At 65.4% G+C, this 23,734-nt stretch carries 7 protein-coding genes; 2 read left to right on the top strand and 5 right to left on the bottom strand.

Annotated elements, in window-relative coordinates; translation table 11 throughout:
- Nucleotides 1-2: 2 nt before the first annotated feature.
- Together ACO056_RS10425 and ACO056_RS10420 are read right to left on the bottom strand one after the other, a co-directional pair.
- Nucleotides 3-17,261, bottom strand: a complete 17,259-nt coding sequence (locus ACO056_RS10425; RefSeq protein ID WP_421846405.1) for a beta strand repeat-containing protein — start codon at nt 17,259-17,261, stop codon at nt 3-5.
- A gap of 555 nt (nt 17,262-17,816) precedes the next feature.
- The gene (locus tag ACO056_RS10420; protein WP_421846403.1) at nt 17,817-18,935 is read right to left on the bottom strand and encodes a zinc-binding alcohol dehydrogenase family protein; all 1,119 of its coding nucleotides are present in this window, start codon (nt 18,933-18,935) and stop codon (nt 17,817-17,819) included.
- A 112-nt stretch (nt 18,936-19,047) separates the two neighbouring features.
- On the opposite strand from ACO056_RS10420, the gene ACO056_RS10415 reads away from it, so the two are divergent.
- Nucleotides 19,048-19,956 carry an AraC family transcriptional regulator gene (locus ACO056_RS10415; protein WP_421846401.1) on the top strand — a complete coding sequence of 303 codons (909 nt, stop codon included), beginning with the start codon at nt 19,048-19,050 and terminating at the stop codon, nt 19,954-19,956.
- 66 nt (nt 19,957-20,022) lie between these two features.
- Here ACO056_RS10415 and ACO056_RS10410 read toward each other — a convergent pair whose 3' ends face one another.
- On the bottom strand, nt 20,023-20,595 hold the full coding sequence (locus tag ACO056_RS10410; protein WP_421846399.1) for a TetR/AcrR family transcriptional regulator: 573 nt from the start codon (nt 20,593-20,595) through the stop codon (nt 20,023-20,025).
- A gap of 130 nt (nt 20,596-20,725) precedes the next feature.
- Between ACO056_RS10410 and ACO056_RS10405 the strand changes: the two genes are divergently transcribed.
- Entirely contained in the window at nt 20,726-21,802 is a 1,077-nt protein-coding gene (locus tag ACO056_RS10405; protein WP_421846397.1) for an aldo/keto reductase, read from the top strand.
- A 14-nt stretch (nt 21,803-21,816) separates the two neighbouring features.
- Here the strand turns inward: ACO056_RS10405 and ACO056_RS10400 are convergent, their stop codons facing one another.
- Nucleotides 21,817-22,407: an NADPH-dependent FMN reductase gene (locus ACO056_RS10400; protein WP_421846395.1), complete on the bottom strand. Its 591-nt coding sequence runs from the start codon at nt 22,405-22,407 to the stop codon at nt 21,817-21,819.
- Nucleotides 22,408-22,498: 91 nt separating this feature from the next.
- Nucleotides 22,499-23,701, bottom strand: coding sequence for an MFS transporter (locus ACO056_RS10395; protein WP_421846393.1), 1,203 nt, complete (start codon nt 23,699-23,701; stop codon nt 22,499-22,501).
- Between the last annotated feature and the right edge of the window lie 33 nt (nt 23,702-23,734).

The raw sequence follows: 23,734 nt of genomic DNA, 5'->3' as shown, positions 1-23,734 counted from the left end.
TTTCACCGCTGCGAAAGGGAGGAGGGTTGCGGCGCGATCGGCCGGGCTTCAACGGGGTCCAGCGCAGGTGGCTGGGCGCAGCGCCCTGCAGGCCCGCCCCAGACTTCGAGCCAGCTACCGGCCGCGACAGGCAGCATGCTGCACTCGCTCCACGGGGCGTAGCGAACGGTGCCACCAGCATCGACGCGCACGTTCAGGACCTTGAGCGTGGTGAAATCGATCGGGCGAGCCGTGTCGAAGAAGAACCGTGCCGATCTCGCTGCGGGCGCGGTATAGCCGGCGACATTGAGGTTGAGCGGCTGCGCGCCCAGCGCGGGATCCCGGAAACTGATTGCGATGCGGTCACCGCGCAGCACGATCGGCATTCCGGCGTTGAGGTTATCGCTGAGATAGCCCTCTCCGGTGGTGACGATCGAACCAGCGGCAAGCGTGATCCCTCCGGCTGCGGCCATCGGTCCCTCGATCGTGATCGACCCCGGCGCGCGGGCGTAAAGGCTTCCGTCAGCGCCCAGCCCTGCTGCCGTGCGCAGCGCCGCAGCATGGACGCCCGGCCCTCCGATCTGCACCGGACCGCCAAAATCGATGTTTCCGTCTAGCGAGACAAGCGAGGCACCGCGCGCAAAGAGCCTTCCCAGCACGATATCGCCCGGGGCGCGGACCGCCAACGCACCGCCATCGATCGTGCCGAGCCGCACACCGCCTTCTGTCGCCACGATCCGGGTATCGATCCCGCGGATAATCGAGGACGGAGCGAATGCGACGCTCGCGCCGGTGACCGTGAGGACGCTGTCCGAAGTTCCGCTGATCACGACATTGTCGCCCAGCGCCACCTCGCCGCCCGCAACGAGCGCCGAGGCCGTATGGCCCGGGGGCGAGCGCAATGTGATCGAATGCGAAAGTTCGAGATCGCCGGTTGCGGTCACATGCAGCGAGTCTGCCGTGACCGTGCTCTCGAGCGTCACGTCGCCGTCTGCCACGATCACGAGGTTGCTGGTGTCGATGGCGCCGTCGACACCAGTCGTCTTGCCCATCATCGTGATCGAGGAGGCCTTCATCGTGCCTGCGACATCAACGTTGCCGTTGGCCGAGACAAGCGCAAGTGCGCCGCCGAGAATGTCGTGGGTGAACACGCCGGTATTGCCCTTCAGCGTGAAGGGCGCAGCAGCGTTCGCGCTCCCGATGAGGCTCCGGTCGATGGTTATCGAGCCTTGGGTCGATTCCACGGTGCCGCCGCCAGCAGCCAACGCTCCGAACTCGATAGTGCGCCCGGTGGTGAAGTTGAACGCGCCGCCGACGGTGAGGTTGAGCCTCGACAAGTCCATCAGGCATGCTGCCGGGCCGGGATCGGTGGCGCAGGAAGCCGGCGTTGCAATACCGCTCGCGCCCACGGTCACCGTTTGCCCGATGGCGAAGGGGCCAGCGGTCACGATAGTGGCGGTGCCGCCTACCGTGATCGGGCTTTCGAGATCGACCAGCCCGGTGCTGCCTCCAACCTTGCCGATATCGATGCTGCCGCGCGCGCCGATGAGCGAGCTTGTTCCGCCGCCAATCCGCACCGGACTGCGCAGATCGAGCCAGGCCGAGCCGCCAGCTTGTCCATTGGGCGCGGGGCCGGTGCCGATGGCCCCTGCTGGCAGGACAAGCTGGAAACCGATCGTCTGGGTGCCCAATCCGCTGAAACCATTGAACTGCAGCTGCGAGATTGCGGACACCGGGATCGAAGAGCCGTTCTTGACGAAACGCAAGCCGCCGGGCCCGTTGAGTACAAGGCTGGCGCCGGTCGGCAGCTGGGTAATCTTGATGTAGGCGGGCGTCACAGGACTGATCACCGCCGTGCCGAGCAGCTCGGCCGCGGTAAAGATATGCTGGCCGCCGCCATCGAAGCTGAAGGTCGCCGCAGGCATGGCTGTCGGCGCGGCAGCAAAGTCATACCCTGCGGCCAGAATGTCGAGCTGCGGAGTCTGGATGTCAAAGCGCGCAGGCAGCCCCGCTGCGGTGATCCCGGTCCCGCCAATGTCGCCCGCCGCGCGCAGTCGCACCAGCCCGGCAACGATCCGTCCGTTGCGGTTCTCGCTGGCAAGGCTGTAGGGAACCGCCCCCACGAGCAGCGAGCCCAAGGGATTGTCGAGCGCGAAAGTGCGGCCCGCAAACACATCGCCGACAGTGAGATCCTGGCCATTCATATAGGCCAGCCCTGCACTGAAATCGCTTGAGCCAATGGTCGCCGGTGCGCGCTTGAACAGCAGCGCATTGCCCGCTGCACGCACCACTTCGAGCGACTGCGCATCAACTCCGATCGCGCTGCCATCCGCCGATTGCAGATTTCCGTTCGAGGCTTCGAGCCGGATCAGCCCGCCCATGATCACAGCACGGCCAGCGGGGTCCGTGACGTTCTGGCGCGACAGACTGCCGTTCACGAACGTTCGGCCAGTAAGCTGCACGGCACCCTGGGTCACACCGGTGATGGCATTGGCGGTAAGGCGGATGCGGCTATCGCAGCCCGAAAGCGGCACGGCGGGATTGCTGTTGCAATCGTTTCGCCGCGCACCGGTCACCGGCTTGAGGCTGACGATCGAGCCGATGGTCATCGTGCCGACATCGGTCAGGAAGATGTCGCCCGAAAGCTGGTCTGCATTAGCGGCGGTCCAGGTGGTGCTGCGCGAGACGTAGTTGGTTGCGGCAAAGGCATTGACCACGCCGCTTACGTCGAGCGGCAAAGGCTGGTCATGACGGCTGATGAAGGTGACCTGCGTGGCCGGCGAGCCGGTGACGCTGGCAACAAGATCGCCGGGTCCGGCAGAGGCGAGATAGGCCGCAGCAAGCTGCTTCTGAAGCGGATCGGTGATCGGCTTGCCAGCCGCATCGACTAGACCCGCGCTGGTAAAGCGGAAAGCTTTGGGTGCCTCGAAGTTGCCGATCGAATTGCCAGCAACCAATGTAAGGCTGCGCGCGGTGATGACCGCCTTGCGCGTCTCGAACTGGGTATCGGCGACGGGGACGAACGCAGTCGAGGGTACCTGGAAATCAAGCTGCGTCTGCTGCCAGGTCGCCCCGTCGGTGCGCGCGGCAAGGAAGGCCGGCGCAAAGGCCAGCGTATCGATGCTCGTGCGCGAAGGCGGAAGCGCACCGAATTCCTGCAGCAGGACGGCTTTCGCATCGGCGGTCTGCGCGCCTGCGTAGGCCGCGAAGCTGCCGGCGCTCACCTTGCTGTCGATGAAGGCAAGCTGCGCAGCATCGGTCGAAATCCCGGCGAGCGTGGGCAGCGTACCGCCAAGCAGCGGCTTTATTCTGGTGGTGAGGCTATCGACGTAGGCCTGAAGACCGCGCTGGACGTCTGCCGGAGTCGGCTGGGCAATGGGGGTGATCGCAGTCGCGCCAGCCGCGGGCTTGAGCGCGTTGGTCTGCGATTGCAGCGCACTTACCGCCAAAGCGGCGAGCGCGCTGCCCGGTGCGACCGTGGCGGTCGCTGAGAGCGTGACCTTGCCGCTCGCATCGATCTGGACGCCCTGGCTGCGCAACTGATCGACCAGTTGCAGCTTGCCAAGCGCATCGGCCTCTGCCGCCGACCGGCCCTGCGCCTGCACCAGTGCGGATATGGCCGCTGCCTTGTCTGCGCTGCCCGAAAGGTTTGGAAGGCGGGTGCCGACAAGCGCGATCACGCTGTTGGCATATGTCTGCAGCGCACTCGTTACGTCGGCAGTGCTGAGTCCGCTGCGCCCGGTGAGCGTGGCAGCAAAGGCCGCCGCCGTCTTGCCGGTATCCTTCAGCGGGTCATAAACGAGCGTCCCGTCCCGCCCGATGGCGACGCCGGCCGCGGAAAGTGCGTTGAGCTTGTCGATCCGCGCCGCGATATCGGTGGCCTCGCTGGTGGGCAGGCCGGCCGAACGAATGATCGTGTCATAGGCGGTGCGGGCCTGATTGCGCAGTGCGTCGGTGATCGAGGCGAGCCGCGCCGGATCGGTCCCGCTGCAGGCCGCGCCGCTGCAACTGGCGCTCGGCGCAAGTTGGAGCGCCTGTGCCGCTGCAAGGAAACGCGCGAGCTTGTCCTGGTTGACGATCGTCGTTGTATCGAGCGCAACGATTGAGCCGGGCGCGCGGATTTGCACATCGCGGGTCGATACGATGGCACCAAGCCGCAGAACATTGGCAAGGTCCGTTGCATCGTGGTGCATCGCACCCTGCACGGTGATATCACCGCCCGCGTTGATCCACAGGCCGCCCTCGCCCACCTCGACGGTGAGCGCGGGTTTGAGCAGGGGATCGCTGCCACTGCCCGAATAGGGATTGAACCCGCCGACCGATCCGGCGGAAGTGAGATCGATTTCCTTTGCCGCGATATTCGGGCCAAGCCCGTCAAGCCCGACCAGCCCTGTGCCCGAAGTGATGACCACCTTGCCGCTGGCGCCGACGGCCGCAAGCACCACGGCATCAAGATCGCCTGCAGTCGCGGTCGACGAATTGAGCTTCAGATAGACATCGCCATTGCTCGTCTGCGCGCTCACGGTTCCGCCCAGAGACTTGCCGAGGCCTGTAACCGGATCGCCCAATGTCGAGCCGGCGACTGTCACGGCGAGTGGCTGGTCAGCCGAACCGATCGAGCCGGTCAGGCCATTGGACTCGCAATTCGAAGGCGAGGTCGAGTTCGCACAGCCACGGAAGCCGTGCGCGTAAACCAGCCCGCTCGGGGTGCCGAGGATGCTCTGCGCCGAAGTGATCGCAACATCGCCGCCGCCGTAGGTAATCCGCCCGCCGACTACGACGCTGCCCTGCGTGGACACGACATTGACCCCGCTCTGGCCGTGTCCCTGATCGAACAGGATGTTGATCGGATACGTCGCGCGCACCGCAGTGGTCAGCGTGACGTTGATTGTCTTGGGAAGCTCCCAGGTGAAGTTCTCGTCATAGTTCTGGCCAGGCGCGGCCGAGAATTGCGTGGTATCGTTGATCTTGTCGGTAACGACGCCGCTGACCATCTGGACAAAGTCCGGCGTGCTGCCGCCTAGCGCGGCCAGCAGCCTTGGATCGGTACCCTGCGTCGATATATCGACAAAGGTTCCGCCCTGCGGCTGCTGGGTCGCGTTGCCATACTTCCACGGGCTCGCAGCACCATAGCGGACGTCGACACCGTCCAGCTGGGTGCCATTGGTCACCGAGACTTCACGCGTGATCGTGCGGGTTTCGTTCGTCACGAAATAGGCGCCGCCGCGGGTGGACGGATCATACTGGAGCGGGGAGTCGGAACTGGTGTTCGTGCCTGTCTCGCCAACGCCCACCGCATAGGTCACGAGATCATCGACCTTGGTCGTGAATTGCCCCGGCTGGCCGGCAACCGGCATGCTGGTGACGTGGCTCATGGTCACGCCCTGTCCGGGCACGTCCCGATACTGGGTGGTTTCAACCGAACCATCGCCTTTGAGATCGGTCAGCTTGATCAGCCCGCTGACATCGGTGCCTGCATTGATCGTGCCGAGATGCAGATCGACCGGCGCGTTGTTGATAATCGATATGTTGGCAAAGCCGTCGAGCACCCTGAGCTCGCCTCCGCCCAGCGGATTGGTGTTGAGAATGCGGCCGGTAATATCAATGACCCCGCCTGCACCCGCATCCACATCATCGAGCTGGATGTAGCCGGTGGTGCTGATGACCTGGTTCTGGGCGTTGCGGACCAGACCGGACACTACATAGCGCGCGCCGATGTTGCCGGTGGCCACGTTGGTCAGCTGCAAAGGGGCCGAAACCGATCCGACGTGGACATTCGGATCCAGCGCCATCGAATCCTGGATGAGCATCCCCGTCGCGTCGGTGAATCTCGCGGAGATATCTACCGACCGCTGCTTTTCAGGACCGGCGACAATGCTGCCGGAAATATTCACGAACTTGGCATTGATCCGCACCTGGTTGGCGCTGATCGTGCGGTTATCGCCAGGTCCAAGCTGGCTATTGGCATTGATCTGCCGCGTAATGACAGGATCCACGAAAGCACTGCCGAGCGAGTAATAAGAGCCGAGGCCGTCATTGTCCGGATAGTTGAAGCGTACCGTCTCGCCGCTGTGGGTCTGGAAGAGGAATTCCTGCCCTGAGAAGCCATTGGATAGATCGCGATCGTTGCTTTCGACTTCGCAGACAGCGCTGCAGGACGCAAAGATCGTTGCGCCGCTGCTGTGATTTGCCGTGCCCCATTTGGCGATGCCGAATGTCGTCGCCACCGCGATCAGCTGCCCCGCGCTGTTGACGTGGTAATACTGCTGGCTCCCGGCGGGGACGAACCCTTCCTCGAACAGCAGTCGGATCGGATCGGCAACCTGCGCATCGCTGAGATTGAATAGCTGCTTGAGCGCGCTGCGCAGTCCGTCGATGCCGCTCCCCACGGTCAAGGGCTGGCCGTTCGTCAGCACCGGATGGTCGACTAGATAATTCGCCACGGCCTGTTCGGCGATGGCGGACTGCACGAAGAGCGACAGATCGTTGGCGTTTGCCTTGCAGCCCTCTCCGCTGCCGCCGGCACAGCCCGATGACTGCGGATCGTTGAGCGTCAGGCCGACATGGCCGTAGTAGAGATTGATCGGCACGCCCTTGGTGAAGGCGCCGTCGGTCGAGACGTTGAACAGGCCGTTGGGGACAGTCACATCGTACTTGCCGACCTGCACATCGCCGAACTGGCTGAAATTGCCATTGTTGACCAACGCCTTGAAGGTACCGCCGACATTGGCGATCGGGCCGAACACCAGAAGATCGCTCTTCCCGCCGAACGGCGCGCCGTTGGTCACGTCGATCAGGCCTTCGACGGTGTCGCCAATGCCCGAGGACTGCACGGTGGCAATCGTGCTCAGATTGGTCTCGCCCGCCTGACCGCCATAAGTGACCGCGCCGCTTGGCTTGGCCGGAATGAACAGATTGCCCAGCAGCAGGTTGCGCGCGCTGGTGCTGTTGATCGCGATAGTGGGCGAGGCATTGGCCACGACCCGGCTGCCGCTGCCTGTGATCGAATCCGTGTTGATGGCAAACGATCCGCCGGCAGCGAGGAGATTGTCGACCATAATGCCGGCCGTGGTCGTGTTGCCGGAAGCTGTCAGCGCCGCGCGCGTGTCAAAAGCGGCGGAAAGTTTCGCCACGAGCGCCGATTGCGCCGCCGCTGCCGCGAGCTTGGACGCCAGACTATCGTGAGCGTCACCAGCGGGCAGCAGGTTGGGATCGGAGGGGACAACGATGCCCGCAGCCTGAACCTGCGCGGTGAGGCTGGTAATCTGCTGGCCCACCACATCGAGCGCAGAGACGGTGCGGCTCGAAAACTGAGCGAGGCCGAGCCGGTCGCGATCGGGCGCCGCGGTCGTCAAGCCTGCCCCTGATGTCAGAGTATCCCCGGTGATACTGCCCGATACATCGGCAGTGATGGTGCGGGTGAGTTTGTCGGTCCCGTCGAAATCGGCTTCGACCACCTGCCAGCCGCCGTCGTTGGTGTCGGTGATCCCGATCTTGCGATTGGCGAGGAAGCCAGCGGTGATCTGGCTGCCATTGAGCGCAATCGCGCCTGACGTGGCCATATCCGCCGTGCCGCCGCTGTCGGACTTGCTGAAGATCGAAAGATAGGGATTGTGCCCCGTACCCACCGCCGTTGCTGTCACACCCTGGGCCAGCGCGCTGAACGTGACATCGCGCGCAGAACGGACAACCGCCTTGCCCACGATCAGCCGATTGGAGAGATTGGCTGTGGCATGCGCATCGTGATCGACCGTGATCGGCACCACGGTCTGGTTGAACACGTCCGTCTGGTCCGAAACGCTGATGCTATCGCGGCTCAGCCCGTCTGCGCCGATCCCGGGCGTCAGGAGGACGTCGGACAGCGATTCAATCGTCGCGCCGTCGCCGACAGTGACGAGGCCAGATGTGTTTGCCGTCGTGCTGGACGAGCCACCGCCGATCCCGGCCAGGCCGTAGATCTGCACCGCCGAACTATCGGCGATCGTCTGCTGTGCGGTGGTGCCGATGCCGATCCCGCCATCGGCGCGTAGCAGCGCATTCGTCCCGATCGCCACCTTGCTGTCGGCATTGAACGTGCTGTCGGTACGGGCGAAGGGCAGCAGCATCACACCGCCAACCTGCAGCGCGGTCGAGGCGCTGCGCGCGGTCGTGATACCCGCATTGATCTGCATCGCCAGCAGGTTCTGGCTGGCATCGCCGTATTGGCGCAGCGTGGTGCCGGCGAGCACGTCGACCGCGGCATGCTGGGTGACCTGGTTGGTTACCTTGGCCGCTGCACCGGTTGCGGCGCCGCCACCAGCGCCCTTGGAAAAGCCGCCGTCGTTGCCCGTCTGGCCAACGATGTTCTGCGCGCCGATCACGAAGCTGCTCGCGCGGAGCACGGAATTCGTGCCCGGGGTGGAGCCCTTGCCCGCCTTGCCGATAACCACGTGCGCGGTTGTGTTGACACTGTTTTCGGTCGTGCTGCCTGATCCGCCGACAACCGAGGCCTGGGTTGCATCGGCTTCGGCATGATAGTCGGCCGCAGCCGTCGCGGTCGCGGTAAGCTTGCCGGCGCGGAACGCGAAGGCGGCGTCAGGTGCGATCGTGGTCGTGACGATCCCGCTCGAATCCGTCGCCGCATCCGCCGCGACGCCAGCGCCCAGCGCGCCCGCACCGGCCCGAGTAATCGCCGTGTTGAGATCGAGGCTGCTGGCGGTGACGGTCGCATCAGGATTGCGCACGAAAGCACCCGATGCATCGACCAGCGGACGTCCTGTCACGGCATCAACCAGCACCTGCTGCGAACCATCGACGTTGAGGAGCGCGGCATCGACCGTCCCCGATGAACGCGCCTTGGCCGCCTGCACGCCGACCGAGAGCAGCCCGGCAATCGTGAGGCCGTCCGCCCTCGCCGTCTGCGCGAGTGTGCGGCTCGCTGAAATCGTGATCGAGGGACCGGCAAGAACCGTCGGCGCGCCCGGCTGGCCGTTGAGATCGGCACCGACAATGGCCGCAACGTCCGCTGTATCGGACGCGGTTGCGATGGACGCATTGGCCGCAGCCAGCGCGCCGCCCGCGCTGCCCCTTGCGCTGGCGAGCACGTTGGGGCCTGACGCAGGTTGCAACAATGCCGCCCGTACGGTCAGCGTACACCCGGGCGCGAGCAATGTGACGCAGGTGATCCTGCCGCCTTCCCCGATCCGCGCCAGAATAGTGGCATCGGCTGTGGCGAGCGCGACGCTGCCACCCATGGCGAGCCCGCCGCTCACCGCGATGCCATCGCTCTGCGCGCTGATTTGCGGGGTAGCCGAAGCATCGACCAACAGGGTGTTGCTGGCGACAACCGTGCCTTCGCCAACGCGCGCATCGATCGTGCGTTGGTCGGTCGCGAGTGCGACAGCGGCATTGCCATCGAAGAAATAGCCGCCTGAAGCCGCGAGCGCATATGCGCTGGTCGAGCCTCCGCCGGCTGCGATCACCCGGGTAATGGCCGAGAACGATTTGCCCGCAAGCTGCGCGCCGACCGTGCCTTGCTTGGTGACATTGGCGAGTGCAACATTGAGCGCGCCCGTGGCGCCTGCCGCAACGCCGTAGACATTGGCTGCCGCATCGCTGCTGTCGCTTGCCTTGATCGTCGTCGTGCCGAAACCGACTGCGCCAAGACTTTCAGCCAGCGAGACCGTCTGCAGCTTGATATCGGCAAGACCGATGTTGGCGGTCAGCGCCCCGACGGATCCGGAGACGACCAGCGCCTCGGCGGCTTTCGACGGGTTGGTGATCCCTCCGGTGAGGCGGCTCGCGTCCTGTCCGGTATCCGCGCGAACGTCGAGCGTGCTGCTGCCCGCGAGCCCGGCGGCGATAACGCCCGCGCCGATCCGGGCAATGCTGTTCGCCGCATTGCGGGTGATCGCGATAGCTGCGGAACCGCTGGCAAGGCTCGCCGCGCCCTGGAAATTGGAGCTTTTGCTGACAAGATTGGCGCTGCTCACAACGCTGAGCGCGCCGACTTTTACCTGGCTTGCCTGCCCGGCCGTGGCGGAAAGCACCTGCGCCCGGACGCGGGAGGCGGCGCCGTCGTCGGCGCTTGGTGCAGAGGTGACTGCGCCAACCTGCATGAACTGATCGCGGCTGCTTGTCTGGAGCGCGCCAGTGGCATCGCGCGTGCCGTCGGCGCCGGTCACGAGGTGCGTGGAGGCAGGGCCGGACAGCTGATCCATCCCCGCTGCGGCGGCCTGCTGCGCAGTCGTCTCACCGCTGCCGCCGCCGAGCATGGCGAGGTTGCCATTGCCGCTGCCGCTCGAACCGGCATTGGCCGCGACCTGGCTGTTGGCATCGTTGCCGCCGCTCTTGGAGAACAGCGCACCGGTATCAGCGACTTCGCCGATGCCGATGTAAGTGACATTGGCCCCGATACTGCCGGAAAGCCCACCGGCAAAACCGAGCTGCAGCGCATCGACCCCGCTCGCGCCATAAGCGTTGACCGAAACCGTGCCCGCAGTGACCAGCGGATCGATCAGCGTCGCATCGACCTTGGCTTGCGAGAGGACGACCACCGCACCGAGCGCCCCTGCACCGCTGGCGAGGCTGGCAGTGACCGCCACTTGCCCGATCACCGGCTGGAAATTGGCGATCTGGGCGGCGGTGACCGAAACCTTGCCCGCAGCATTGGTGTAATTGAGCCCGCTTGCCTGCGCCGCGATGACCTGGCGATTGACCACGCCGACCCCGTTGCCGACCAGCGCCCCGGCAACCCCGGCGGCGACCGATCCTCCCGCAACCCGCGCATCGAAACGGCCGTTTGCCGAAACGCTGATGGCGGGCGCGGTAACGGCGATGCGTTTGGCGCTCTTGTAGCGGGCCGTGGTCTGATCATCGTCAGTCACCACCACGACTGTTGCCGCGCCCGCAGCCTTGCCGAGCGCGAGGCTACCGAAAGTTGCGAAACCGCGGGAGTCGCTATCCGCGTTGATCGCAAGGCCGCCGCTGCCGAGGATCGAAACCGTGTCCGGATCATCGACTGCCGCAGTCGTCACGGCTGCAAAACGGGGGGAAACGCCCGAGACCGCCGCGCCCACGTTGCCGCCGACCGCGCCCGCCAGCACGAGCGCTGTCGCCGCCTGTCGCGAGGCTGCGCGCACGGTGACCGAGCCGGTCGTCGTCACACCGCCGCCTGACAGCAGCGCACTGGTCTGCGCGGTGAGCCCGTCCGATACGACCGGCGCGCCCACGCCGACGCCGTTGCTGCCCGCAACCGCACCGGCAAAACTTGACGTATCGATCGCGGTTCCGGCGCGGATATCCAGCGCGACCGGCTCTGCCACCGGCTTGGCGGCGGCGACATTGCCGACCTTGAACTGTATCCCGCTGGCCTTGGCGAGTGTCGTTCCGCCGACATTGCCCACAACCGCGGTCACCGCCGCCGCAAAGCCGTTGCCTGCGATCGCCCCGGTAATGGCAAGCGTACGGGTGGCATGCGTGGAGTTCGCGTTGATGGCCACTCCGTGCACCACGGTTGTGGCGGGCTTGAGCTTGCCTAGCGCCGCGCGCGAGGCGCCTGTGGTGCCCGTCGATTCGGGGACGAGCGCCGGCAAATCGAACTGCTTGAGCGCTTCGGTGAGGTCACCCGTCCGCACCGTCAGGCCGTCGCCCTGGCCGAGCGCGGTGACAGTCGCGCCGCCGGTGCCGCTCACCAGTGCCTGCGCACCGCCCGTCACGTCGTTGAGAACAAGCGCTGCACCAACCGCCGACTTGGCGCCAAATCCTGCCGCGCCAGCTGCTGCGTCAATCGCGGAATCGCGGGTCGCCAGCACTCCGACCGAGCCGGTCGCGTTCACGTTGAAGCCATTGAGCGTAAGCAGTGCGTCGGCTTCGGCGCTGGTCTGGTTGACCGCAATCGAGCCAGCCCCGCCGAACTTGCCGGCAAGGGCAAGCCCCACCGCGACAAGCTGCGTGGTCGCGGCAGACTGGCTCTGGACGAGGAGATTGCGCACCGAAATCGCACTCGCGGGCGTAAGGCTGGCGAGCACATTGGTGCTGATCCGGTTGACCGAAATGCCGGCGCCGAGCGAGTTCTGGTTGGTCGAAAGCGCGGCGGCGAGCGCGAGACTGCGGATCGAGGCGCTGTCCGATGCGGTGACGGCAAGGTCTCCGGTCACCGCATTGGCATAAGCAAGTCCGTCTGCCCGCGCCGCGATTGTCGGGGCGATGGCGTTGGTCGAGGCCGAGCCGCCGAGCGCATTGCCCGTACCCAGCGCACCCGCAACCGCGCCCGAGAGGATCGTTCCGGTGCTCGCGGCGTTGACGGCAAGCGACGGATTTCCGGCCAGGGTCACACCGCTCACCAGCGCGTTGATCCCCGCTGCCGGTCCGGAGCCCTGGCGCGCAATCGCATTGACGCTGACAGCAAGGCCCCCGGCGGCGTTCTTGGCACTGCCGATGGCGCCCGAGAGGCTGTAGATTCGCCCGTCAGCCAGCGCGGTGACCGAAGCCGGCGCCGCAGGGCCACCAGCGCTGCCGATCTCCACCACCGGGCCCTTCGTCGCCCCGGCCGAGCGGGTAAGGCTGGCAGTCGCGGTTCCGCCGATCTGGTTATAGGCCAGAGAGCCCATGACCGCGCTGCCATTGTCGCTGCCGGCAAAGCCCGCCGCGAGCGAAAGGATCGTCGCGCGGTCCACGGTCCGCAGCGCGAGCGAGCCTGCCTTGATCGTCGATCCGGTTGCGGCTGCCCCGCCGATGATCGCGGCGGTGCGGTCGTTGGTGATGAGGTTGACCGAAAGGCCAAGCCCCCCTGCCGAACCGCGTGCCGCTGCCACCGGGATCGCCACCGAGATGATCGCCGCGCCGGAAGGCAGATCGCTCGCCTGCACGGGATCATCCGCGCCGAACGTGGTCGATGCAATGTTGAAACTGCTCAGCAGGCTCTCGCCGGCATCGCAATTTATGGTGCAGCTGATGCGCGCGAACTGGGCGGACGGATTGGTTGCAGCATATTCGCCCGCCGCAACGGTAAGCGCGCCGGTCACGTTGACCGATCCCACGCCGTTATCGCCCAGATCGATAAGCGCCTTGGTGCCAAGCGCGACATCGTTGAACGAGATGCTGGCAGCCAATCCGTTGCCGCCCTGGCCCGTGCCGGTGGTGATCGCCCCTGCTGCGGCGATGCCGACAAGCCGCGCTGCATCGAGCGCCTGGACGGAGAGATTGACGAAGCCGGCCACCGGCGTGCGTGCAAGCAGCGCACTGGTCGGCGTGCCCGAGGCGTTCTTGTCGATCAGCACGGTCAGCGCTGCACCGAAGCCGCTCTGCGTGCCCCACGAAAGCCCGCCAGCACCCGCGCCGAGCGTGCGCCCGTCGAAGGCGAGGACAGAGACATCGCCCTTGCCGGTGCCGGTCACACTATCATCGGTGAGGTTCGCGCCGACGCTGTCGTTGGCAATGATCAGCGAGGCGGATGACGCGAAGGTTCGCCCGTCGGGCGTCTTGGTCGTGTCCGCCGCAAGCGCAAGGCCTGCACCGATGCGCAGGCCGTTCATTGCGGCATTGGCCGAGATCGCGTCGAACCCGGCGATAATGCTGTGATCGATGGTGAGGGTTGTCGCGTTCTTGCTGTAGGTGACGCCGTAGGCCCCCGCGATCAGCGTCGAACTGCCGCTGTATTTGACCCCGTTGGCAAGCGCCGCACCGCCAGTGATCGCCAGCGTATCTGCACGCTCGCTCGCCTTCGCGAGGAAGCTCGCCGAGGTGGCATTGGCAGACCGGGTGAAGCGGCCGAGCCCGATATCCACCTTGGTGACAAGCGCGGTGAGGTTGACGCTTGCAGAGCCCGCCACGCCCCAGCCATCCGTCGGTGCGGGCGGCTTGGCGGCCTGATCGCCCGCGGTCACGGCATCGGCTGTTCCGGCATCCTTGCGCGAGGCGTAATTGGTCTTGAGCTGCTGCGAATATGTGCTGGCGCCGAAGCTGGCGAGCAGGCCGGTGGTCATGTCGGTCAGGAAATCGACAATGCCCGTCCCGATCGCACCCTTGAACTTGTTGAACCGAGCATTGGTGTTGCTCAGGAAATCGGGCGTGGTTTCCGCATTGCTGTTATCGCGCACCCCGGCGACCGAGATGGCATTGATCGAACCGGTGGTCTGCGCGGTGATGCTGACATTGCCCGAGGTGATCCCGGCGGAAGCCGCCGCAGCAACTGCGGGCGATGCGGGATCGAAGAGATCGTGCGCGGGGCCGACGGTGGCCTGCGTCGTCAAGGATACGTAATTGAGCGCGCCAGCGATCCCGACCGAGGTATCGGACGAACCGGCGCTGCCATCAGCCTTGTTCCATGCCAGCGTGCCCGCGATGGTCCAGACCTGCTCGTCAGTCGCAGCGGATAGACGCAGCGCGCCCGCGCCGATGGCGAGCCGGGCGGTGTTCGAGATAACGGCCCGGGTCGCGCCTTCGATCTGGTTGACCGCGAAAGCGCCGCTCAGCGTGGTGCTCTTGCCGCGCCCCGCCACTGGCGCGAGCGTGAGTGCATCGATGGCAGCATTGGCAATGACCGAAAGCGCCTTGTCCGGTGCGGTGAAGACCGCCCCATCCCCGATCCCGGCCAGGGTGACCGGATTGATCGTATTGTAAGTGATCGCACCGCCGCCGGCAGCGCCGCCGCTCTTGGTGCCAAACAGCTTGGGACCCGAGATGCTCAGCAGGGCGATGTTGGTTTCGGCATCAATCGTCGAGGCATCGGCCTGCGGTCCGGCAATGGTGATCTGGCTCGCCGGATCGATCCACGCACGGCTGTTTGAATCGATACGGGCATAGGCGATCGAGCCCCCGATCGCGGCCTTGCCCGAACTGTCGCTATCGCCGCTGGCACCGGCATAGGATCCGAACAGGCCCGACTTGGGCGCAAGGATACTCGGCAAGGTGGCGACCACATCCTTCGCGAAGGAAAGGTCGGCGAGGATGGAGTTGAAGTTGTCCGGCGTGTTGAGCGTGCCCGCCTGATCGACCAATGTCCCGATGTTGTCGACAAGGCCGACCGGGCGATCCACCAGCGAACTCACGCTGAGCGAGCCGGCCTTGACCGTGCCGCCGATGTCCGCGGTCCCGGTGTAGGTAAACGTCCCCCATGCCGCGGCCCCGGATACGGAAGTGGCGGCTCCGTTCACCGCGAGCGAGGCCGCGGTGCTGGCCTGTGCGTTGTTGCGCACATCCTTGTCGCTCACGACCCCGCCAACGCTGACTTTGCCGGTGGCGGTGATCGAGCCGGTTATCTGCGCGGTGGCCGATTCATCGGCCTGCAGCACGGCGACCGAGGCCGTCGCGCGGCTGGCGGGATTGGCCGAGGTGCCGATCGTGCCGACCTTGGGCTTGGCGGGGTCATCGGTTGAAAGCCGCAGAAGATTGCCGATGAGGTCGGTCAGCGAGGCCTTGCTTGTCGGGATCGTTCCGCTGGTATCGGTCCCGGTTGCGGCCGTCGTGGTCGCGGACGTCTTGTTGAACAGGGTCGTGGTATTGGCCGCGATCGCAACAGTCGCGGTGCGCGCGCTGCCGACCGTTCCGGCCACGTTGACATGGCTGCGGATCGTCTCCTCGGTCACCGCGGCAACGCCGCCGCCCGGGCTCGTGTCGTAAGTCGAGCCGGTCGCGCTGGTGAGGATGCCAGCGCCGCTGTCGCCCTGGATGGTCTTGGCGGAAATGCCAATCGCCGTGCCATCGAGCACCGATCCCTTGGCCACGGTGACCCCGGCATCGGAATTGACTTCGTTGTACGCAACCGCCGCTGCCACGGCACTGCCGCTCGAGGCGACCCTGACCCGCACGTCGGCGCGCGGATCGCTGGAGGCGCCGATCGTCAGCGCACCGCCCGCCGAAAGAGTAGCGCCGCCTGACGCAGTGCCGACCGTGATCGCTGCGTTCGAGGTGGTCTGCGCCACCGACACCGCAATGGCGAGGCCGCCGGCACTCGTTCCGCCGGATTTGGCCGATGCCTTCGAGACGCTCGATGCCGCAGATCCCGCCGTCAGGCTGAGATCGCGCGCGGCGGTGATGCTGGCCCCGGCACCCACGCTGATCGCGGCATTGGCGCTTGCCAGCGAGACGAAGGCCCCGATGCCGAGGCCGGCCTTGCCGGTCAGCTTGCCGAGCGCGACGGAACTGAGCTTTCCGGCGAGCGTATCGAGTGCGGCAACGGCCTTGGACGCATCATCGAGTTTGGTGCTGCTCGAGGCCGAGGCGCTGATCGCGATGGTGCCGCCCCTGATGACCCCGCCGATGCTGATCCCGGCATTGGATTTGGGCATGCCGAAGTACGGGACCTGAGCGGCAAAGAGCCCGCCATAAGTCTCGCTGTCCGAGGCGGTCATGGTGATATCGCCAGCCGGGCCGGAGGCGGTCCCGTCCCAGGCGATGATCTGGCCGCCAAGATTGAGCGCAGGCCCTTGCAGCGTTACCCCGCCGACCAGCGCAGGCGAACTTGCAACCGGGCGGGCATCCAGCAATGCACCGGGCTCTGCCTCATTGGCGGTCGTCGCCGGATTGTCGGCGATCTTCCCGGCAAGCGTCACACTGTCCGCCACGATGGCGATCCCGCCGCTGGCGGTGGTAATGATCGCCTGCCCGCTTGGCAGGCCCTGGGTCGAGACAAGGCTGTTGCGCAGGTCGAGCGTGTTGCCGATGCGCGCCAGCGCTGCTGCTCCGGTCTCGATCTGTCCGCTCGAGCCCATGGTCAGGGACGCGGTGTGGATATCGACGCCGCCGGGGGCCGATATCCGGCCGTTGATCACTACGCTCGCCGCACGGCCGCCGTCGAAGACGTTTGCCGTCGTCGGCTCGTCACCTGCGTAAAGGCCCGGCGAACCGCGCACGATGAGACGGCCCGTGTCGATGCTTCCGGTCGCTCCGATGATGAGACCACTCGGCACGACGAGGAAGACATTGCCGCCGATCTGCCCTCCCACCGCGCCAAGCACGGAGCGCACCGAACCGTTGATGGTCGATGCGTCCCGGATCAGATTGACGAGATTGTTCGTGCCCTTGGGCAGGACCAGCGTGGCGCTTTGCCCGGTGTTCACATTGAAATGGTCGAAGTGGTTGAAACCGGTTCCGTCAACGACCCTGGACGTCGTGACGACAGCCGCGCTGCCTCCGCTTTGCAAGGCGACGCTCGAGGGGCCGCCAGCCGATGCAGTGACATCGATTGACTGCGCTCTGGCAAGCGCGGGCACAAGCGCCGCGGTCGCCGTGATAGAAACGCCGACCATGAGCCGCGCGTAAAGATGATGGACCCTCGGATGGAGGCTCGAACCGCGCGTCATTTGATGCCCCCAAGGTCCCGGGGCAAAGGCAAAGTCAGCGGGGAATGCCGCTAAATGCTTTCAACTCGGGCAAAATTCACGATTCGATCCCCGATATGTACTTTCACTTAGTTAGTTTGCTTTAGCAAACGAAATATCCCTTCGGATATCTCCAATATCAGGGCCAACAGAACGGTGTGCCGGGCATTATTACTGTATGATGAGTGTCTAAATTGTCTCGGCGGAATGGATTTCAGCATATCCAGCCTTGCCCGCGCATAAGCGCCTGCCGATCAAGCTAGGCCGGGCCCGGCGGATAAGTCATTTCCGATCCGCCGATCCCTGCCAGGTCAAATGACCGGATAGTCCGTATAGCCCCCAACTCCGCCACCGGCGTAAAACAGTGCCGGCTGGCGCTGTGGGGAGAAGCGGAAAGTGCCCCGGCGGTCTTGTGGGCGCTCTATCCCACCCGCCGGTTGCTCAGTGTGCGCGTCAGGGCGTTTCCCGATTTCCTGCAGGCGGCGTTTCCCACCGGCAGTCCCGAAGAACTTGCTGCTTATATCGACGCTTGAGCGTTCAGATGCGCACCACCAGCTTGGTGGCCGAAACCCCCTGCCGCTGCCGTTCCAGCGCCAGTGGTATGGCAGTCAGGTCCTCGCCGACCACCTCGACCCGGGGTGCGGCAGCATGGCGCCCTTCGGCAAGCGCCGCCGGCAGATAGTGTTCGAAGATCATCGGCCCCACCGCGTTGTTGACCGGCGCTCCGCCCCAGATGAACTTGGTCCGCACGCCCTTGACCCGCGCCCGCACGGCAAGACCTGCGTTGACAAGGCCCATGCTTGCCAGCGCAGGAAAGAGGGTGCGCCAGCGCCCGGGCCCGGCCGGGATGCCGTCTAGCGAAACCGGAGGTGTCGCCACGGCGACAAAGCGGTTGCCGGTGCAGGCGGCCAGTACGTCGATACACGCGCGGGTGGAGCCAATGCCGATAGCCACCGCGCCGCACGTCTGCCGGTCTCGCATGGCCTCGATCACTGCGGCCACACAGCCGGGATCGCGACGATCGAACACCGCGCGCGCGCCTAGCCCACGCAACAGGGCATGGTTGGTCGGCGATGCTGTGGTGACCACATCATACCCCGCCGCAAGGGCCAGTTGGATCGCCTGGTACCCGACGCTCGTCGAACCGCCCCACACCAGCAGCGTTTGCCTTTGCGGCATAATCGCCGGACCGGGTGAGGAAAGCGCAAGGAAATCTTGCTGAAACAGGGCCGCAGCTGCTGTCGTAATGGCCAGAGGCAGTCCCGCCGCCGCCTCGTAGGCCATTGCCTCAGGGATCGGTGCAATCACGTGCGCGTTCAGCAGAACATGGGTCTGGAACGCGCCTTCGGAGGCACCGCGCCCCTTTTCACTGCCACAGGCATAGCCAAACACGCGGTCCCCAACCTGAAACCGCGTCACGCCCGGGCCAACCGCCACGACATCGCCCGCGACATCCGATCCAAGGACGGCAGGGTAATCGATCCACGGCGTGATGATATCGCCCACAGTACGGATAAGGCGCTCGAACGGATTGACCGCTACCGCGCGGGCGCGGACCACGACCTGCCGTTCGCCCGGCACCGGCATCGGCGCGTCGCCCAGAGTGAAGGTGCCGCGCTTGCAGGGCAGGTACAGAGCGGGATTTTCAAACGTCATGATAAGGGGCGTCCTTCGGGATGATCAGCACTTATCCCAAATATGCTGGCAAATCCGTACGATCCATGCTTGAAGGTGCAGTTTTCTATCGCAATCGTACGGACTTTCGCCGATGGACCCGATGTCGGACATTTTGCGGCTGCTCCAGCCGAGCAGCTATGGCCTGCGCGGGCTGGATGCGGCCGGCCCCTGGGCAATCGCTTTTCCTCCGGCACCCGGGCTCAAATGCTATGCCCTGCAAAGCGGCGCATGCTGGCTGCAGTGCGAGCACGCGGCGATCAGGCTTGAGGCAGGCGACCTGGCCCTTGTTTCCGGGGCGGAGCGGTTTTCCCTGCAGACGGCCCGCGTCCCCGCGGTCGATGCAATTGCGCTGTTCGGAGCGACGCCGCCGGGAGAAACCGCCGTAGTGGGCGGCGGCGGCGAGGTGCGCGGTCTGGGCGGGTTCTTCAAATTTGCCGGGGGGCAAGCAGAACGGATGCTGGCAGCGCTACCCCCGGTGATCCATTTGCGAGCCGGCAGCGGAGCCGACGACTTGCAATGGCCGATCACCCGGCTGATGCGCGAATTGCGCAGTCCGCAACCCGGTGGTGATCTGATCGCCCAGCATCTGGCGCAAACCCTGCTGATCGAGGCCCTGCGCCTCCACCTCGCTTCGCCGGACCAGCGCGGAGTCGGCTGGCTTTATGCACTGGGCGATCCGCGCCTCCGCCCTGCACTGGCAGCGCTCCATGCCGAGCCCGGGCGCCGCTGGACGCTGGCCATGCTGGCCGCCGTTGCGGGCATGTCGCGCACCAGCTTTGCCGAACGCTTTCGCTCGGTGGTGGGTGAAACGCCGATCGACTATCTGACGCGCTGGCGAATGCTTCTGGCCGCAGACCGCCTCCGCCAGGACCCGGCCCCGATCGCCGGCATAGCCGCGGAATTCGGCTACGGATCGGAAAGCGCTTTTGGTGCCGCATTCAAGCGCGTGATCGGCAAGTCACCGGTGCGTTATGTCCAGCAGCTCAGGCAGGCGGCTTGAGGCGACGATCTTTTGCAGCAGCCAGCGCTGGGCCAAATTCAGGCCATTAACGCATCTACTGCGCCATCACGGCTTCGGCCATGCGGACATTGTGGCGTCGACAATCGCGAGCAGGGCCGCGCGCGAAGTGCCATCACGCGCCAGCACAGACATACCCTGCGTAACCGCCATGACGAGACCTGCGAGCGCCGCAGTGTCCGTGGTGGAGGGCTGCAAGCCGTTCGCTACGTCGGCTTTGATCCGTGCCTCAAGGCAGGCAGCGATGAACCTGCGAATATCCGCCACCGCGGCTTGAACATCGCAGGCTGCGGCCGAACCTGTCGCCGCCGCGCTTGCGAGTAGACATCCCCGGGGCGTCTTATCTCCCGTGTATCCGACCGCAGCCTTGGTCAGAAGCGCATTCGCGGCCTCATACGCGCTCGGCGCCTCGCGAATATCGCGGGCCATGGCATCGGGGTCGCCTGCGTAAAGGCGCATCGCTTCGAGAAACAAGCGCTTCTTGTCCCCGAAGGCCGTGTAGAGGCTGGGCGCTGTCACCCCCATCGCCGTCGTGAGATCGACGATCGAGGTCGTCTCATAGCCATGCCGCCAGAACGTCAGCATCGCTTGCTCAAGCGCCGCATCGCGGTCGAACGACAAGGGCCGACCGGTCTTGCGGCTTCGGGTGATCGGAACTTCGGCACCTTTCATAGTGATCACTCTGAATTAGATTGACTTGCCCGACGGGTCCTAACATGACTTTCGTATCGAACGCTAGGAAAGCAATCTCATGTCCCTCACCGATTTCCGCACGCTTGGCCGCTCCGGCCTCGTGGTCAGCCCTCTTGCGCTGGGGACGATGACCTTCGGCCCGGGCGAATGGGGTGCAGACGAAGCAACATCCCGCGCAATCTTTGCCGCGTATCGCGCTGCCGGGGGCAATTTCATCGACACAGCCGATATCTACTCCGGCGGCGAGAGCGAGACGCTGGTGGGCCAATTCATCGCGGAAACCGGAAGCCGCGACGAGATCGTGCTGGCGACCAAGTTCGGCTTCAACGGCTCGGCAAGTCCGCTGGTCTCAGCACAGGCGGGCGGCGGCAATCCCAATGCCGGCGGTGCAGGTGCGAAGAATATCCACCGCGCGCTCGAAGCTTCGCTCAAGCGTCTCCGCACCGACTACGTCGATCTCTACTGGATGCATATCTGGGACGGCGTGACGCCGGTGGAGGAGATTGTCCGGACGCTCGGCGATCTCGTCCGTGCCGGCAAGATCCGCTATTACGGCTTGTCTGACATGCCTGCCTGGCTGGCGATGAAAGCGGCCACAATCGCCAGCGAACGCGGCGTTCCCGGGCCGATTGCCATGCAGCTCGAATATTCGCTCGTCGCGCGTGACGTGGAGGCCGAACACTTTCCGGTCGCCCGCGAAGGCGCGATGGGAATCATGCCGTGGAGCCCGCTTGCCGGTGGTTTCCTGACCGGAAAATATGAACGCGGAAAGACCGCCAACCTTGGCCGCTTGAGCGGCGCAAACCCCTTCGGCAATAGCAAGTTCGTCGATCGCAATTGGGATATTCTCGGTGCCCTGAAAACGGTCGCCGCCGAACTGGGCCGCCCACCGGCGCAGGTCGCACTGGCATGGGCAATGGCCCGCCCCGGTGTAGCGTCCACACTGATCGGCGCGAGCAAGCTATCGCAACTGGAAAGCAATATTGCCGCGACGGAGATACGCATGAGCGGCGAACAGCTGCAGCGGCTCGACACTGCCAGCGCGCCGGTTCCGGGGTTCAGCGCCTCATTGGCGCAGCCGTCCATTCGCCGCATGGTCTTTGGCGGGCACCACGTTGCAGGCTGGGGTGAATAACGCCCCCACCCCTATCAGTAGGGCGGCGCGGCCTTCGCGCGCTGGCTGCGGGCAGCCTCCACCCACCAGGCGAGATCATCGGCGAACCGGGGGAAGGCGTGTTCGAGCGACGCGCCGCTCTCTCCGGTTGGATTGGCTTCGGCATCGAGCGCATGGCCGATACCGCCGACCGCGATCGTGCTCGATATCACCACCATGCCCATTTCCGAAAGCGTCCCGTGCCATGCGGTTGCGGCACGCGCACCCGCCAGTCGCCCGGCTGAATAGCTTGCGATCGCCGCCGGCCTCCAGAACCATTCCTCGAGGAAATGATCGGTGAGGTTCTTGAGGCCCGGCTGGATCCCCCAATTGTATTCGCCAGTGACAAACACGAACCCGTCCGCCCCGCGGATCTTCCCTGCAAGCTGCTCGAGATTGGCAGGCGCCTCGCCTTTCGGATATTCCTTGTACATGCGATCGAGGATCGGCAGCCCCACCGCCTTCGCGTCGATCAGCTCGGCCTCAGCGCCGCGCGCCTGCAAAGCGCGCACCAGATACTGCGCGAGGCGGATGCCTTGCCGGTCGCTGCGATAAGAGCCGTAGAAAACCAGAATGCGATCGGCCATTGTCTGTCTCCCACGAATATCGTGATCGCAGCGTCGCCTGGCGTCAATCCTGACCGGAGGGCTCCACCTTGTTGTTCGCCTCGCCTCGGCGCTAACCGGCCTCTCGCCCCCACGCGAAGCGCGACATCGCCATCGCCCCGCCTAGCGAAAGCGCTCCGGCAAGGCCGATCCAGACGACGCCGACAGTGCTGATGACGAGAGAGCCCAGCACGGCGCCGAGGGCAAAACCGAAGTACATGAAGGAGGCATTGAGCGAGAGGATCACCGGCGTGTTGGCCAGGCCCACGACACCGATCAGCCGGTTCTGCTGCGCCGGGAAAAAGCTCCACGCGCTGACGCCCCAGACCACCACCGCCCCGACAATCGCCGATATCGCACCAGGCCCTCGCAGCACGCCGATCGCGGTCAGCCCGAAAAAGGCCAGAGCCATCACCGGCAAGGCGATGGCCTGAACCTTGCGGGAGCCGACCCGGTCGACACCAATGCCGCCAAGCGTCACCCCGGCCAGCGCCGAAATGCCGTAAACCATCAGGACAAGGCCGATCTGGCCTGAAGCGAGGTTCGCGGCGGCGGACAAATAAGGGGAAATATAGGTGTAGACCGTATAGGCCGCGACGGCCCAGAGCGTCGTGGTGAGCAAGACCGGGAACGCCCCCGGCGCGGCGATCACGGCAAGGCGCTCGCGCAGCCCAGCTGGCGGACTCGCCCCGAAATCGCGCGGCAGCAGGACTGCCAGTACGACCAGCGCAGCGACCGATAGCAACGCAACACCCATGAATGTCGCCCTCCAGCCAAACTGCGCGCCGACGATTGCGCCCAGCGGGACGCCGATCGCGATGGCGACGGTTATCCCGCCATTGACGATGGCGAGGGCGCGTCCGCGATGATGGGGAGCTGCGAGCGCGCCTGCGAGAGCATTGGCATTCGGCACGTAGAGCCCCGCCGTCAGCGCCAGAAGCACACGCGCTCCAGCCAGCGGCCAATACCCGGGCGCGAGCGCTGCGGCGATATTGGACGCAGCAAATGCGCCCAGCGAGATCATCAGCAACTGGCGGCGCGGCATCGCAGCGGTAAGTGCAGTGAGCAGCGGCGAACTCACGGCATAGACGAGCGCGAAGACCGTCACGAGCTGCCCCGCAGCCGCAATGCTGACCGCGATCGAGCGCGAAATCATCGGCAGCAGAGCGGCGATCATAAAGCCTTCGGTGCCGACTGCGAATGTGCCAAGCGCTAGCGCATAGAGTGCGGCATGATGGAGCGGCGCGCGCTCTCCTGCATCCGCAAGGCCGGTCAAGCCGGACGCAGGGCGGGGCTTGGCGGGCCGCCC

This window comes from Novosphingobium sp., assembly GCF_965228995.1.
GTDB lineage: Bacteria > Pseudomonadota > Alphaproteobacteria > Sphingomonadales > Sphingomonadaceae > Novosphingobium.
The sequence above is the reverse complement of the archived record's forward strand: the minus strand, read 5'-3'. Positions and strand labels throughout refer to the sequence as shown.

What these genes read in the sequence shown, in the direction of transcription:
- ACO056_RS10425 (WP_421846405.1), bottom strand. Translation starts at nt 17,261, where the DNA reads ATGACGCGCGGTTCGAGCCTCCATCCGAGGGTCCATCATCTTTACGCG.
- ACO056_RS10420 (WP_421846403.1), bottom strand. Translation starts at nt 18,935, where the DNA reads ATGACGTTTGAAAATCCCGCTCTGTACCTGCCCTGCAAGCGCGGCACC.
- ACO056_RS10415 (WP_421846401.1), top strand. Translation starts at nt 19,048, where the DNA reads ATGGACCCGATGTCGGACATTTTGCGGCTGCTCCAGCCGAGCAGCTAT.
- ACO056_RS10405 (WP_421846397.1), top strand. Translation starts at nt 20,726, where the DNA reads ATGTCCCTCACCGATTTCCGCACGCTTGGCCGCTCCGGCCTCGTGGTC.
- ACO056_RS10400 (WP_421846395.1), bottom strand. Translation starts at nt 22,407, where the DNA reads ATGGCCGATCGCATTCTGGTTTTCTACGGCTCTTATCGCAGCGACCGG.